The sequence below is a fragment of the Pseudoalteromonas phenolica genome, from assembly GCF_044788725.1.
Taxonomy (GTDB): Bacteria; Pseudomonadota; Gammaproteobacteria; order Enterobacterales; family Alteromonadaceae; genus Pseudoalteromonas; species Pseudoalteromonas phenolica_C.
In genome coordinates this window covers 933,624-948,465 of the sequence record NZ_CP173161.1, presented here as the reverse complement: position 1 = coordinate 948,465, position 14,842 = coordinate 933,624, and the positions used below count along the sequence as shown (strand labels likewise).

The 14,842-nt window shown below is 42.5% G+C and carries 12 protein-coding genes and 1 tRNA gene; 4 read left to right on the top strand and 9 right to left on the bottom strand.

Features of this window, described 5'->3' with window-relative positions; translation table 11 throughout:
* Positions 1-76: 76 nt before the first annotated feature.
* Positions 77-274 carry a hypothetical protein gene (locus tag ACH784_RS04485; RefSeq protein WP_404393801.1) on the top strand — a complete coding sequence of 66 codons (198 nt, stop codon included), beginning with the start codon at positions 77-79 and terminating at the stop codon, positions 272-274.
* A gap of 67 nt (positions 275-341) precedes the next feature.
* Here the strand turns inward: ACH784_RS04485 and pdxH are convergent, their stop codons facing one another.
* The 3 genes from pdxH to prfC form a co-directional block, all read right to left on the bottom strand.
* Positions 342-983 (bottom strand): pyridoxamine 5'-phosphate oxidase, encoded by a 642-nt coding sequence (gene pdxH, locus ACH784_RS04480; protein ID WP_404393800.1) that lies wholly within the window; start codon positions 981-983, stop codon positions 342-344.
* Between the two features lie 125 nt (positions 984-1,108).
* The gene (gene argS, locus ACH784_RS04475; RefSeq protein ID WP_404393799.1) at positions 1,109-2,851 is read right to left on the bottom strand and encodes an arginine--tRNA ligase; all 1,743 of its coding nucleotides are present in this window, start codon (positions 2,849-2,851) and stop codon (positions 1,109-1,111) included.
* Positions 2,852-2,920: 69 nt separating this feature from the next.
* On the bottom strand, positions 2,921-4,510 hold the full coding sequence (gene prfC / locus ACH784_RS04470; RefSeq protein ID WP_404393798.1) for a peptide chain release factor 3: 1,590 nt from the start codon (positions 4,508-4,510) through the stop codon (positions 2,921-2,923).
* Between the two features lie 251 nt (positions 4,511-4,761).
* Here prfC and ACH784_RS04465 point away from each other — a divergent pair, with 251 nt between their 5' ends.
* Positions 4,762-5,448 (top strand): 4'-phosphopantetheinyl transferase, encoded by a 687-nt coding sequence (locus ACH784_RS04465; RefSeq protein WP_404393797.1) that lies wholly within the window; start codon positions 4,762-4,764, stop codon positions 5,446-5,448.
* A 130-nt stretch (positions 5,449-5,578) separates the two neighbouring features.
* Positions 5,579-8,248, top strand: coding sequence for an ATP-binding protein (locus ACH784_RS04460; protein ID WP_404393796.1), 2,670 nt, complete (start codon positions 5,579-5,581; stop codon positions 8,246-8,248).
* A 16-nt stretch (positions 8,249-8,264) separates the two neighbouring features.
* Here ACH784_RS04460 and rimI read toward each other — a convergent pair whose 3' ends face one another.
* The 5 genes from rimI to guaB all read right to left on the bottom strand — a co-directional run bounded on the left by rimI (position 8,265) and on the right by guaB (position 12,472).
* Positions 8,265-8,717: a ribosomal protein S18-alanine N-acetyltransferase gene (gene rimI / locus ACH784_RS04455; RefSeq protein ID WP_404393795.1), complete on the bottom strand. Its 453-nt coding sequence runs from the start codon at positions 8,715-8,717 to the stop codon at positions 8,265-8,267.
* Entirely contained in the window at positions 8,707-9,024 is a 318-nt protein-coding gene (locus tag ACH784_RS04450; protein ID WP_404393794.1) for a hypothetical protein, read from the bottom strand. Before ACH784_RS04450 ends, rimI begins: the two co-directional genes overlap by 11 nt.
* Positions 9,025-9,089: 65 nt before the next feature.
* A tRNA-Trp gene (locus ACH784_RS04445) sits at positions 9,090-9,166 on the bottom strand.
* Positions 9,167-9,314: 148 nt separating this feature from the next.
* Positions 9,315-10,889 carry a glutamine-hydrolyzing GMP synthase gene (gene guaA / locus ACH784_RS04440; protein ID WP_404393793.1) on the bottom strand — a complete coding sequence of 525 codons (1,575 nt, stop codon included), beginning with the start codon at positions 10,887-10,889 and terminating at the stop codon, positions 9,315-9,317.
* Positions 10,890-11,002: 113 nt separating this feature from the next.
* Positions 11,003-12,472 carry an IMP dehydrogenase gene (gene guaB, locus ACH784_RS04435; protein ID WP_404393792.1) on the bottom strand — a complete coding sequence of 490 codons (1,470 nt, stop codon included), beginning with the start codon at positions 12,470-12,472 and terminating at the stop codon, positions 11,003-11,005.
* 132 nt (positions 12,473-12,604) lie between these two features.
* Between guaB and xseA the strand changes: the two genes are divergently transcribed.
* Positions 12,605-13,975, top strand: coding sequence for an exodeoxyribonuclease VII large subunit (xseA, locus tag ACH784_RS04430; RefSeq protein WP_404395184.1), 1,371 nt, complete (start codon positions 12,605-12,607; stop codon positions 13,973-13,975).
* A gap of 27 nt (positions 13,976-14,002) precedes the next feature.
* Here the strand turns inward: xseA and cysE are convergent, their stop codons facing one another.
* The gene (cysE, locus tag ACH784_RS04425; RefSeq protein ID WP_390441724.1) at positions 14,003-14,824 is read right to left on the bottom strand and encodes a serine O-acetyltransferase; all 822 of its coding nucleotides are present in this window, start codon (positions 14,822-14,824) and stop codon (positions 14,003-14,005) included.
* Positions 14,825-14,842: the final 18 nt, after the last annotated feature.

The following is a 14,842-nucleotide window of genomic DNA, read 5'->3' as shown; positions in this document are numbered from 1 at the left end:
TCACTTGCTAATTTTCTAACCTTTTGCTAACTTAAAAACCCCATACCGGGAACAAATTGAATTTAAGGAAAAAAACATGAAACTAAAACTAAATAAAAAGAAAATTAAAAGCCTTTCTTCAGACAATAAAGCATTACCTTTAAATGCTACACCACAAATTGGGGGCGGTACTGGCCCTGGTTATAGCTGGGATTATACTTGTGATGATCATTGGAGATGTCGCACAGGCAATTTTACTAAGCAAGATTGTCAGCTTTCTGACATTTGTAATTAAGAAGCTATTATTAGTAAAAGCACTTTCTAAAAAAGTGCTTTTACTTTTGAAAATACAGTGGTAACCCTTAAGGATTTAACCTTTCAATAGCCCAGCTGCCATCGGCTTGCTTCACATACATAAAGCGATCATGTAAGCGATGTTCGCCCCCTTGCCAAAATTCAATTTTAGTTGGCTCTACACAATAGCCGCCCCAAAAATCTGGTAGTGGAATATCGCCTTTAGCAAACTTTGACTTCATGCTGTTGAAGGTTTGCATCAGTGCCTGACGCGATGATACCGGACGAGACTGCTGTGACGCCCAAGCTGCAAGTTGACTCTCTTTTGGACGAGATAAGAAATACTTTGCCACAGCGCTCGTTGGCAGTGGTTTAGCCTCACCATACACGATTACTTGGCGCTCAATAGCATGCCATGGAAAGTGCAAAGAAATCTTGTTATTGTTCTTTAACTCTTGTGCCTTGCGTGAGCCCGTATTAGTGAAAAATACGAAGCCATTTTCATCCAAATGTTTAAGCAGCACGATACGCTGTGAAGGCTGACCGGTTTCATCAACCGTTGCAACAACCATGGCTGTCGGATCATTACTAAACTTGGCTTCAACTGCTTGTTTTAACCAAGCCTCAAATTGCACAATAGGGTCATCTGCTAGCATGTCACGCTGCAAACCACCTTGGGTATACTCGCGGCGAATGTCTTCTAATTTCATATTCGTTCCTTACTAGTTAACCTGAGCTTAGGTTAATAACAATCTGCTCTTAATTAGATATAAAAAAGGCCGCAACAACATGCTGTTGCGCGGCCTATAAAAGTTCATTCAGTCAATGAAACAGATTACATCTGCTCCATTACTTCGATGCCCAGAAGGTCTAGACCGGTACGTAGCGACTTAGCCACTAAGTTACATAGTAGTAAGCGGCTTTCGCGTACATCTGCAGCCACATCATCTTTTAAGATTGGGCACGCTTCGTAGAATGTCATATACAGGCTCGCAAGCTCATATAAGTAACCACATAATACGTGCGGAGTGGCTTCGCTGATCATCAGGTCGAGCACTTCTTCAAGCTGAAGTAATTTTAACGCCAATGCTTTTTCTTGCGGCTCAACAATGTTGATGCTGCCAGCAAGGTTTGCACTGTCTACACCCGCTTTACGGAAAATGCCACTTACACGCGTATATGCATATTGTAAGTAAGGTGCGGTTGCGCCTTCAAAGCTCAACATCGTATCCCAGTTGAAGATATAGTCACTGGTACGGTGCTTAGATAAGTCAGCGTATTTAACTGCGCCAATACCCACTTTACGAGCGATTTCGCTGCGCTCTTCTTCACTTAATTCAGCTGTACGGTCAGCAATTTTATCTGCTGCACGGCTTACTGCTTCTTCAAGTAAATCTGCAAGTTTAACTGTACCACCAGTACGAGTTTTGAATGGTTTACCATCATCACCCATCATAGTACCGAACAGGCTTGGCTCGTAGCTGGTTTTCTCTTTTAACAGACCCGCTTTACGTGCTGTGATTTCAACTTGGTTGAAGTGTAAGCCCTGACGTGCATCTACAAAAATTAAGATACGGTCTACGTCTAACTCGTTTGAACGGTAGTCACAAGCTGCAAGGTCAGTCGTTGAATATAAGAAACCGCCACCTGACTTTTGAACGATGAACACTGACGGCTCCCCATCTTTGTTAGCAAGCTCATCAAGGAATACTACTTGCGCACCTTGGTCTTCAACTGCGATGCCTTTTTCTTTAAGTAGCTCAATCACGCCTTGAAGACGGTCGTTATAAGCACTTTCTGCTTTAATATCGTCACGGCCAAGGGTAACGTTTAATCTTGCGTATACTTCTTCAGAGTGTTTCACCGACGTGTCGATAAACATCTGCCAAAGTTTCTTACAATGCGCGTCGCCACCTTGTAGTTTAACGACGTAGTCTCGGGCTTTGTCAGCAAAACCTTCTTCGTCATCGAAACGCTTTTTCGCGTCACGGTAGAAGCTTTCAAGGTCAGCAAGTGCCACTTTTTCAAGATCTACGCCCTGCTCAAGTAAATCTTCAAGATGTGCGATAAGCATACCAAACTGTGTACCCCAGTCACCCATGTGGTTTTGACGAATAACAGTATCCCCACGGAACTCAAGGGCACGTACAACCGCATCACCAATGATGGTAGAACGTAAATGACCTACGTGCATTTCTTTTGCAAGGTTTGGTGAAGAGTAATCAACCACAACTTTATGCGGGTTTGAATGCTCAGCAACACCAAGTTTTGCATCTTGGTTTGCCGCTTCTAGGCTTGCAGCTAAAAACTCAGGCTTTAGGTGAATGTTAATGAAACCCGGGCCTGCAATTTCAGTTTTTGCAGCAAGATCGGCAACGTCTAAATTGTCGATGATCTTTTGTGCAAGTTCGCGCGGGTTGGTTTTTAATGCTTTTGCAGCGCCCATTGCGCCATTGATTTGATAATCACCAAATTGCGGACGAGTTGATTGTGTAACCGCTGGGTTTGTGCCTTCAGGAATGCCCGCAGCTTGCATCGCCGCGTTGGCTTTTTCAATTAATAGAGTTTTGATATTCATTTTTTATCCTGTATCCCTTGCCAGCCATCAATGCCAGCAAGGTTTAATTCGATTCAATTTAAGCGTTTATTAATGTTCACGTGTATGGTGGAACTGAACTTCAGGATAGCGTTCCATGGATAAATTTAAGTTTACACGGCTTGGTGCAATGTAAGTTAAGTTATCACCACCATCAAGGGCTAAGTTGGCTTCACACTTACGTTTAAACTCAGCCATTTTCTTATCGTCGTCGCAGGTTACCCAACGCGCAGTTTGTACTGACACGCTCTCGTAGATTGCATCTACGTTATATTCCGCTTTTAGACGGGCAACAACCACATCAAACTGCAGCACACCAACCGCGCCTACGATTAGGCTGTTATTTTGTAGTGGTCTAAATACCTGTACCGCACCTTCTTCAGATAACTGAACTAGGCCTTTTAATAACTGCTTTTGCTTCAGAGGATCTTTCAAGCGAATGCTACGGAATAGCTCTGGCGCGAAGTTTGGAATACCGCTGAACTTAAGTTTTTCACCTTGTGTGAACGTATCACCGATTTGGATTGTACCGTGGTTATGCAGACCAATGATGTCACCAGCAAACGCTTCTTGCGCACGTTCACGGTCACCGGCCATGAAAGTTACCGCGTCAGAAATACTGACTTTCTTGCCAATACGGACGTGGTCCATCTTCATACCTTGGGTATATTTACCCGATACAATACGCATGAAAGCAATACGGTCACGGTGTTTCGGGTCCATGTTCGCTTGAATTTTAAATACGAAGCCTGAGAACTTTTCTTCTTCGGCTTTTACTTCACGCTCTTCTGTTTGACGTGGCATAGGCGTTGGCGCCCACTCAGTTAAACCGTCAAGCATGTGGTCAACACCGAAGTTACCTAATGCTGTACCAAAGTACACAGGCGTTAATTCACCTGATAAAAATAGGTCGTGATCAAATTCGTTTGATGCACCAATCACTAGCTCTAGTTCTTCACGAAGTTGCTCAGCCAATTCATCACCGATTTGAGCATCTAAGTCTGGGTTATCTAAGCCCTTAATGATGCGTTTTTCTTGGATTGTATGACCTTGACCGGTTGCATATAGAATCGTTTCATCACGGTGAATGTGATACACACCTTTAAACTCTTTACCACAGCCGATTGGCCAAGTGATAGGCGCACACATGATGTTAAGTTCAGTTTCAACTTCGTCCATCACTTCCATAGGGTCGCGGATGTCACGGTCAAGCTTGTTCATAAACGTTACGATTGGTGTGTCACGTAAGCGGGTAACTTCCATCAGTTTACGCGTACGGTCTTCTACACCTTTTGCTGCATCGATCACCATCAAACATGAGTCAACCGCAGTCAGTGTACGATAAGTATCTTCAGAGAAGTCTTCGTGTCCCGGAGTATCAAGTAAGTTTACCAACGCATCGTTATACGGGAACTGCATCACAGAGGTTGTTACCGAGATACCACGCTCTTTTTCCATTTCCATCCAGTCAGATTTAGCGTGTTGGTTTGAACCACGACCTTTTACTGTACCGGCTTTTTGTAAGGCCTTTCCGAATAAAAGTACTTTTTCTGTAATGGTGGTTTTACCCGCATCCGGGTGCGAGATAATCGCGAAAGTCCGTCTTTTCGAGACTTCCTGAGGAATTGAAGCGTTTGACATCGATTAAAATCTTCTCTTAATGTGAGTACAGTACAAACCTTATGTTTGCCCTACTCATTCTGTGAATATCATTTAATCCGTTATTTTCGCTTATCTAGACAAGATACTCAATCTGTGTGCCTATTTATTCTGATCTTTTTACAACGTAAAATTCATATCCAAGACTATTTTGCCTCCTTTGAATATTTCTCCTCGCGACTTGAACTTAAAGGTGAAATAAATAACACTTGGCTGGCTTAAAGGAGTATTTAATGCAAATCACTTATTTATCAAAATTTACCAATGCCCTCCCCCTAGAGTTAATTGTTATTGAGTTTGACGCCGACAGCTTTAACCAAGATAGTTTCGAGCAATACACACAACCCTTTCCTGAACGAATAAAGAAAGCTGTTTCAAAACGTCAAGCAGAGTACTTAGCAGGCCGATTATGTGCCACTAAAGCATTAAATAATTTAAATTCAGCAAAGACCCTAGTACACACAAGCGAAAGCAGGGCTCCTATCTGGCCTGAAGGAACTTATGGTTCCATTACTCATACTAAAGGAATTGCTGCAGCTATCGCAGGTATAGAGAAAAAACCGACAGGCGTTGGCATAGACGTCGAAAAACTAATGAAAGACGACCAAGAAGTGAAACTACAGACCCATATTTTAAGAGAAGACGAGCAAAAACAATTTATCTCTCTAGGTCAGCAAGTTACTCATCCACTAAGCGTAATATTTTCAGCCAAAGAAAGTATTTATAAGGCACTATATCCGTTTGTAAAAAAGTTTTTTGGCTTCGACAAAGCCAGATTAATTTCATTTAGTGAAACTATGCTAACTTTTGAAATAATGCATTGTTTAAGCGAGCAAATACAAAATGGCTTGAGAGTTAATGTTCACTATCAAGTTATTGACGGACTTGTATTCACTCAATGTCTCTTTGAAGCACAATAATCATTTTATGAAACAAGTATGAACATAGCGCATATGACTTGTTAAAAAAGCTGCATTGTCTTAGGATTAGACTTTGGACTCAGTTCCATTATGCTTATAAGAAGAACATTTAGGACGTTATTAAAATCGCATGAAAACCAGCAAGTTAAGTATAAAATTATTGTGGTACATCACTCCGTTAGTGATTTTACCTTTGCTGTTTTTAGGTGGTTTTACCTTAACTAATGTTACAAGTTCGACACAAAAACAAGCCAAACTGACGGTAAGCCGCTTTGTTGAACAACAACACCAAAAAATGTTTAACTACATTGAGATTTATCAATCGACTACCAAATTGCTTTCTACGTCACCCGTTCTTAGCGATTTTCTTGCCAAAGATTTCGATACCCCTTTTGAGCAAACCGCCCGACTGGGCGCTTTAATGGATGTATTCGCCAGTTACAGCGATGCCTACCCAGATATTTTAAGTATTAACCTAGTTTCACCACAAGGTGAGTCAAAAGCTTACTATGCGAATAATTTAAATCAGGCACCACAAAGCTATCCGTTTTTTGACCAAGTGCAAAACAGCAGCATGCGGCAGCAGAAGTTCATGGTGCCGACAAAAAATAACACCACTCATATTTATCTAGTTCAGCAAATTTTCAGTGTTGATTACCAACTAAAAAGGCCGAAACAACAAGGCTATATTATCGTTCAAGTTGACCCTTCAGTGATACATTCCAGTATCTTAGAATCACCTTATAACAATACCCTTAACCTATTAATCACTCAGCAAGGTGAAATTTTATTTAGTTCTGATCCAAGCCTTTATGCACAATCTTTAAATGTTGAAGAAACTCAACAAATACAAGAAACGGCAGAGCGCAGTACGCTTAAGTCAATCAAGTTGTCGAGTGTAGATAACATAGAGCGTATGGTTTATGCGGTGCAATTAAGTGGTGGTTATTATTATTTATCGAGTATTCCAAAAGCACTTCTGTACCAGTCGGGTAAAGCAATTAGTTTGATCACGGCTTTAATCGTCATTTTGTCTGTGATCACGCTCCCTATTTTGATTTTTATTGTAGTAAGAAACCTACTTTTAAACCCAATTGAATTACTCGGTGCAGCGAGTCATAAAGTGGGTGATGGTAACCTATCTGTTTCTCTACCAGAGCAAAGTAACGATGAAGTTGGCCTTTTATTCAGAGACTTCAACCACATGGTGAAACAGATCAGAGATTCTCAATCTGAACTAAAAACTTATAAGTTACACCTAGAAGAAATGGTTGATGTGCGCACCAAAGAGCTAGAAGAAACGAATCAACAGCTCGAAATCGCCATTAAAGAAGCTGAACAAGCCAGTGATTTAAAAAGTCGTTTCTTAGCCAATATGAGTCATGAAATTCGCACGCCTCTGACCGCGATTATGGGCTTTACCGAGCAATTAATTATTAATCCGCAAGCGACCGCCAATCGAAACCACTTAAGTACAGTATTACGTAACTCAAAACACTTGCTAGAGCTGATAAATAACATCCTAGATTTATCGAAAATTGAAGCTGAAAAACTTGATGTAGAAAATCGCCCTTTCAAACTACAGCCTTTGCTTGAAGATGTTGAGTCGATCATCGCGCCACTGGCACAAGAAAAGCAGCTGTCCTTTTCAATGGATTACCAATTCCCGTTGCCGCGCTCCATTTACAGCGATATTACCCGTTTAAAACAGATCCTATTAAACATTACCACCAACGCCGTGAAATTTACTGAGCACGGTGGAATTCGTTTAAGTGTACGTTTTATTCACCAGAGTCAAAGTGTTGAGTTTGTTATCGAAGATACTGGTATCGGTATGTCTGACGGCGAAATTAAACGTGTATTTAAACCCTTTGAGCAGGCTGATAGCACCACTACACGCCGCTTTGGCGGAACAGGGTTAGGCCTTTGTATTTCTAAGAATTTAGCCCAGCTACTTGGCGGTGATGTAGAAGTATTAAGTGAACAAGGTGTGGGCAGTAAGTTTACCATTCGAGTACTTGCAAACTTCCCGAATGGCGACTATCAACTTATCAATAAGCTGGAAGAATCGGCACACATCCCTGATGCCTCACAAGAGCTTGCAGCAACCCAGTTTGATGCCAATATTCTACTGGCCGAAGATAACCCAGATAACCAAGAATTGATCTGCCTACTGCTTGATGCTTGGGGAATTAAGCCGGATATAGCCAATAACGGCGCTGAAGCAGTTGAGAAAGCGCTAGTTAATGATTACCAACTTATTTTGATGGATATGCAAATGCCTGTCATGGGTGGTCTAGAAGCCACAGAAATGCTCAGGCATGCGGCCTATGATGGCCCTATCATCGCCCTCACTGCGAATGTCATGAAGCATGATGTTGAGTCTTACCTTGCTGCTGGCTGTGATGCAACCTTGGCAAAACCAATCGATAAGAAGCAACTTGGCCAAGTACTTTTAGAGCACCTACAGATCCAGGCCGCGAGTCAATCTAAGTGGGACTCGCTATTAGCCAGTGAAAAATTTGTACAAATCAACAAAAATTACATGGAAAAGCTACCTGACTATCTTAAACAAGTGCAAAACTATTATGATAATCAAGAGTGGGAATCGCTCAGAGCGCTTGCTCATAGCTTAAAAGGCAGTGCCGGCTGCTTTGGTTTCATGAACATTCACAGTGCTGCAGAAGAGCTTGAGAATAGCCTAATGACCAATCAGCAAACTCAATGGCAATATACGCAGCTAAATCTCTGTGAAGCCATCAAATACACTTTGGCACAGCAAACTAAAGATAAAGATTAAATGGCGTTGGCGCTTTTTAAAAGAAGCTTCTCGCCATTAACACTGCGTGCTCTTTACCCTCTTTCGCTGGGTAATAGTTTTTCCGTAAACCCACTTCTGAAAAATCGAACTTTTGATAAACCGAAATCGCACTTAAATTTGATTCTCTTACTTCTAAAAAACAGTTTTCAGCTTGGCGTTCTTGCGCCTGCTCCAGCAAATGAGCCATAAGTCGTTTCGCATAACCCTGCCCTTGGTACTCAGGGGCAACACAAATATCCATTAAGGTGTGATCAGGCCCAACCTGCTCAGCAACATAAAAGCCAACCAATTCATCACCTAACAACAAACCCGCATTGTAGTATCGGCCTCCTAAACAGGATTGCATGGTTTTAGTACTCCAAGGGAAGCTATGACATGCCTCTTCAATATCCATAATGGTTTCAAGCGGCGTCTCATTGAGTAAGCCCGCAACTATTTTAGTTGTCATGTAATAACTTCCATAACGCACGTTTGTGCTCAACTGTGAGGTTCACAGAAGGCAAAGTAAGGACGTTGTTCTGCAGTTTGACGCTATCGCCCTTTATTATTTCAGCAAAGCCTGCGGGCTGTAGCAATAATAGATCAGCATGTAATTGATAAGGTAGGGTTAGTAACTCATGTTGCACAGTTTGCTGCTCTGAAGGCATGTCACTGTGATCAGCCAAAGTCATTTCAGACTCAGATGTCTCTGGAGCAAAATGTGAATTGAGTTTAAGTGGCGTAATACCTAAAACATCAGCATGCAATGCGCGCATAAATAAATCTTGAAGAATTTTTTTGAGAATATAAAGGTTTGTAGCAGAGAAAGCAAAGTAAGAAGTGGCAGGGGCGGCAGGACTCGAACCCGCAACCATCGGTTTTGGAGACCGCTGTTCTACCAATTGGAACTACGCCCCTGCAATGACGTCGCATTATAGAGAGGTTTTTTTAAAGGTAAAGTAAAAAATTCAAAAAAATGTTTAACTGCGGTTTAAATAAACAAAAAGGCGAATATTTTATCTATTCGCCTTTTTAATCATCAAATTAGCAATGAACTACTTGCTCATTATTCCCATTCGATGGTTGCAGGTGGCTTACCTGAAATATCGTAAACCACGCGTGAGATACCATCGATCTCGTTAATGATGCGGTTTGATACCAGACCTAAGAAATCATAAGGTAGGTGTGACCAACGCGCTGTCATAAAGTCGATTGTTTCTACACAACGAAGTGACACAACCCAGTCGTATTTACGTGCATCACCCATTACGCCAACCGATTTAACCGGTAGGAATACAGTGAATGCTTGCGATACTTTGTGGTAAATGTCGGCTTTATGTAGTTCTTCAATGAAGATAGCGTCTGCACGACGAAGTAAATCACAGTATTCTTTCTTAATTTCACCTAGTACACGTACACCTAAACCTGGACCTGGGAATGGATGACGGTAAAGCATGTCGTAAGGTAAACCTAACTCAAGACCAATCTTACGTACTTCATCTTTAAATAACTCACGAAGCGGCTCAACTAGACCCATTTCCATATCGTCAGGTAGACCACCTACGTTATGGTGAGACTTGATCACATGCGCTTTACCCGTTTTAGAAGCCGCTGACTCAATCACGTCTGGGTAAATTGTACCTTGTGCTAACCATTTCGCATTTTTCAGCTTTTTAGATTCAGCGTCAAATACGTCAATGAATGTATGACCGATTGCTTTACGCTTATCTTCAGGATCAGATAGACCTGCTAGGTCATTTAAGAACTGCTCTTCAGCATCTACTTTGATGATGTTAAGACCGAACTTATCACCAAACATATCCATTACTTGCTGACCTTCGTTTAAACGAAGTAGACCGTTATCAACGAATACACAAGTTAGTTTCTTACCGATTGCACGGTGGATAAGCATCGCTACTACTGATGAATCAACACCACCAGAAAGACCTAGAATAACCTCATCATCGCCCACTTTTTCTTTGATACGAGCAACTGCATCCTCGATGATTTGGCTAGGTGTCCATAACTTTTCACAACCACAGATATCAATTACAAAACGCTCTAAAAGACGCTGACCTTGCTGTGTGTGTGTTACTTCTGGGTGGAACTGAACGCCGTAGAAACGTTTTTCTTCCCAAGACATAGCTGCATGTGGACATGTTTCAGTCTTTGCAGATGTAATGAAACTTTCAGGGATCTCGATAACTTTGTCGCCGTGGCTCATCCACACGTCTAGGAAGTCCGAACCATTTTCGATGTGATCTTGAATGTCTTCAAATAGTTTACAGTTACCTAGTTTTTCAACACGTGCGTAACCGAACTCTTTCTTGTCTGAGCTTTCAACTAGGCCGCCTAACTGCATCGCCATAGTCTGCATACCGTAACATACGCCTAATACTGGCACGCCAGCATTAAATACATACTCAGGTGCACGCGGGCTGTTTTCTTCTGTCGTTGACTCAGGGCCACCAGATAAAATAATACCTTGTGGGTTGAATTCACGGATCTGCTCTTCCGTTACGTCCCAAGCCCAAAGCTCACAGTAAACACCGATTTCACGAACACGGCGCGCGATAAGCTGCGTGTACTGAGAACCGAAATCTAAGATCAAAATGCGGGAATCGTGGATGTCTTTGCTCATTGATAATCTCGTTGGTTAGAAAACGATAAGTTTAGTAAAGCACAAAAACGAACTTTACCTAAAATTAAGAAGGGCTAGCCTGAGCTAGCCCAATTTTTAATATGCGTTGCGCATTAACCCATACGGTAGTTAGGCGCTTCTTTGGTGATCTGCACGTCGTGAACGTGTGACTCACCCATACCTGCAGACGTTACTTTAACGAACTGAGGTTTTGTATTTAGCTCAGCAATCGTTGCACAGCCAGTTAAGCCCATTGCACTTCGGATACCACCCACTTGTTGGTGAATAATCGTTGCGATAGGACCTTTATATGCAACACGACCTTCGATACCTTCTGGTACCAATTTGTCTGCTTCATTTGATTTTTGGAAGTAACGATCTGACGAACCTTCTTTTTGGTTCATCGCACCCAAGCTACCCATACCACGGTAAGACTTGTAGTAACGACCTTGGTAAAGCTCAACTTCACCTGGAGACTCTTCAGTACCCGCAAGCATAGAGCCAACCATTACACATGATGCACCAGCCACAAGTGCTTTTACGATATCACCAGAGAAACGGATACCACCATCAGCAATCACTGGGATGTCACGGCCTTTTAAGCCTTCAACAGCATCAGAGATAGCGGTAATTTGCGGTACACCACAGCCTGTGACAATACGAGTAGTACAGATTGAACCAGGGCCAATACCAACTTTAACTGCATCAGCACCCGCATCAGCTAGCGCAATCGCGCCTTCAGCTGTTGCAACGTTACCCGCAACGATTTGTAAATCTGGGTATGCTTCACGTGTTGCTTTAACACGATCAATTACGCCTTGAGAGTGGCCGTGTGAAGTATCGATAAGTAGAACGTCAACACCTGCTTCAACAAGGGCTGCAATACGCTTATCAGTACCTGCACCCACGCCAACAGCAGCACCTACACGAAGACGACCTTGCTCGTCTTTACATGCATTTGGCTTTTCTTGTGCTTTTTGATAATCCTTAACTGTGATCATGCCTTTTAATGCAAACGCATCATCAACCACTAGGATTTTTTCAATGCGGTGCTCGTGCATCAGACCTAAGATCTCTTCACGTGCAGCACCTTCTTTTACCGTTACAAGATCCGCTTTTTTCGTCATTACTGAAGAAACAGGCTTATCTAGTTGCGTTTCAAAACGCATATCACGGCTAGTTACGATACCTTCTAGTTGATTATTCTCACCAACCACAGGGAAACCTGAGAAACCTTTCTCATGTGCAAGCTCCAGCGCACCTTCAATTGTCAGGTCAGCTGTCACAGTGACAGGGAAAGATACGATACCCGCTTCGTAAGCTTTAACCTTACGAACATTTCTCGCTTGCTCTTCAATCGTCATATTCTTATGAACAAAACCAATGCCGCCTTCTTGCGCTAGCGCAATAGCAAGACGCGCTTCAGTTACAGTGTCCATTGAAGCAGAAACAAGAGGTAGGTTTAAATCAATACCACGCGTTAAACGCGTTTTTAAATCAGCGGTATGAGGTAATACAGTTGAGTGTGCAGGGATGAGTAGCACATCATCGAAAGTTAGGGCTTCTTTTGCAATTCTTAGCATGTTTGCGGTATCTCTCACGTGGAATTGAGTAATAGGAATTGCGTGCGAATTTTATCAGCGTTGCTGTAGTGAGTAAATCTTTTTTTCAAAAAATATGCTAAAGTTTCGCGGTAATTTTTTCAGAGGCCAATGATGACATTCTCAGTTTCTTCAGCTCCACAGCACCAAGTTTATTCAGTTTCAAAGCTAAATAAAGAAATTCGCGGCATTTTAGAGCAAGGTTTTGCTTCTTTAAGGCTAACCGGAGAAATTTCTAACTTTGTTGCACCAGCATCTGGCCATTGGTATTTCTCTTTAAAAGATGACAAAGCACAAATTAAGGCCGCAATGTGGCGAGGTAATAACCGCTACAGCAAATACAAACCCAATAATGGTGCTCAAGTGGTTGTTACGGCCCGCGTCTCTGTGTATGAACCCCGCGGTGAATATCAACTGATTGTTGAGCATATGGAACCTGCTGGTGAAGGCCAACTGAAACAACAATTTGAAGCACTCAAGTTGCAACTTGCTGCTGAGGGACTATTTAGCAGTGCACATAAACAACCTCTGCCAACACAAATAAGAAAAGTAGGTGTGGTTACTTCTGCCACTGGCGCTGCAATTAAAGACATTTTGACGGTAATGAAGCGCCGCGCCCCACAACTTGAAGTCATTGTATACCCAACCCAAGTTCAAGGCAGCGATGCGCACCTGCAAATTGCAGAGAAAATTCGTTTGGCAAATATCCGAAATGAAGTCGACGTGCTGATTGTGGGACGTGGTGGTGGCTCATTAGAAGACTTATGGTGTTTTAACGAAGAACACCTTGCCCGCGAGATATTTGCCAGTCGTTTACCTATTATCAGTGCGGTGGGTCATGAAATAGATACCACCATTGCAGATTATGTTGCTGATTTAAGAGCCCCTACCCCATCCGCAGCCGCTGAACTAGTCAGCCCAGATCAACATGCGATTAAAAAACACATTATTGAAAAGTACGCACGCTTAAGTCATTTAATGCTGAGTAAAATCAAAGAAGCGAAGCAAACTAACAATGCACTATTACAGCGACTCAAGTTGCAACACCCAAATAGTCAGCTGCAGCAACAAGCACAGCGTTTAGACGAGCTTTCTATGCGATTACAACGCGGTGTAAATACTCAGCTCAATCAAAAAAATAACCAACTGAGGTTGCTGCAACAAAGGTTCCAACATCAACACCCTGAACGTCGACTTTCTCAGGCAAAAGATGCGCTACAGCAGTTAGAGCAAAGATTATTGAATGCGCAAAATAAAAACCAGCAACTGGCACAGCAACAATTAGCCATGCTAGCAGCAAGACTTGAAAGCATCAGCCCATTGGGCGTGTTAGCGAGAGGCTATTCAATCACCAAGAAAGGCGAGCTCGTGGTGAAATCGATTAAACAAGTAAAAGCGGGAGAAACGCTTGTCACTCAAGTCCATGATGGTGAAATTCACACCACGGTTAACCACACTCTAGAAACAACAAAGGCTGCACAGTAGCTGCCTTTGTCATTGTGTATAAACGCTTTATAACATCGCGCTAGTATGAGATTCATTCTCCATAGAGATTTCATCTTCTAAGAAGTTTTGGTTCATCGATTCTGCAGGACAAGGGCAATTCGGCTTACCGACTACTTTTGCTGGAATACCCACGACCGTTGTATGTGGCGCCACCGGATTCAACACGACAGAGCCAGCCCCAATACGCGCGCCTTCTCCGACTTCGATGTTACCTAATACTTTTGCACCGGCGCCTATCAATACACCCGCTCTGATTTTCGGGTGGCGATCGCCTTGTTCATTACCCGTACCCCCGAGTGTTACAGATTGTAAAATTGAAACATTGTCCTCAATTACAGCAGTTTCACCAATTACGATACCAGTAGCGTGGTCAAACATAATGCCATGACCGACTTTACAAGCAGGATGGATGTCAACGCCAAAAACTTCAGAGGTACGGCTTTGGATGAAACGTGCGAGCTCTTTGCGGTTCTGACGCCAGAGGCAATGTGCAAGTCTGTGTGCTTGGATTGCATGAAAACCCTTCAAGTTCAAAATAACAGTTAAATAACTATCGGCAGCTGGGTCACGATCTTTAACTGCTTTTATGTCATGGGCAACATGAGTCAACATTCTGTCGCAATCAACAAAAGCTTGGTCGAACAATTCACGAATTGTAAAAGCTGAAACCACCGCATCTGCAAGCTTGTTTGCAACAATAAAACTTAACGCAGAGCCTAAACACTCGTGATTTAACACACTCGAGTAAACATGACTTGCCAAAAGAGGCTCTCTACTTACTAACTCGGTTGCTTCTTGGCGAAGCTGCTGCCAAATTTCATGACGCATAAACATACCTTACAGACT

Excerpts from the sequence above, each read along its gene's own strand:
- ACH784_RS04485 (WP_404393801.1), top strand. The coding sequence starts at position 77 with ATGAAACTAAAACTAAATAAAAAGAAAATTAAAAGCCTTTCTTCAGAC.
- pdxH (WP_404393800.1), bottom strand. The coding sequence starts at position 983 with ATGAAATTAGAAGACATTCGCCGCGAGTATACCCAAGGTGGTTTGCAG.
- argS (WP_404393799.1), bottom strand. The coding sequence starts at position 2,851 with ATGAATATCAAAACTCTATTAATTGAAAAAGCCAACGCGGCGATGCAA.
- prfC (WP_404393798.1), bottom strand. The coding sequence starts at position 4,510 with ATGTCAAACGCTTCAATTCCTCAGGAAGTCTCGAAAAGACGGACTTTC.
- ACH784_RS04465 (WP_404393797.1), top strand. The coding sequence starts at position 4,762 with ATGCAAATCACTTATTTATCAAAATTTACCAATGCCCTCCCCCTAGAG.
- ACH784_RS04460 (WP_404393796.1), top strand. The coding sequence starts at position 5,579 with ATGAAAACCAGCAAGTTAAGTATAAAATTATTGTGGTACATCACTCCG.
- rimI (WP_404393795.1), bottom strand. The coding sequence starts at position 8,717 with ATGACAACTAAAATAGTTGCGGGCTTACTCAATGAGACGCCGCTTGAA.
- ACH784_RS04450 (WP_404393794.1), bottom strand. The coding sequence starts at position 9,024 with ATGCGCGCATTGCATGCTGATGTTTTAGGTATTACGCCACTTAAACTC.
- guaA (WP_404393793.1), bottom strand. The coding sequence starts at position 10,889 with ATGAGCAAAGACATCCACGATTCCCGCATTTTGATCTTAGATTTCGGT.
- guaB (WP_404393792.1), bottom strand. The coding sequence starts at position 12,472 with ATGCTAAGAATTGCAAAAGAAGCCCTAACTTTCGATGATGTGCTACTC.
- xseA (WP_404395184.1), top strand. The coding sequence starts at position 12,605 with ATGACATTCTCAGTTTCTTCAGCTCCACAGCACCAAGTTTATTCAGTT.
- cysE (WP_390441724.1), bottom strand. The coding sequence starts at position 14,824 with ATGCGTCATGAAATTTGGCAGCAGCTTCGCCAAGAAGCAACCGAGTTA.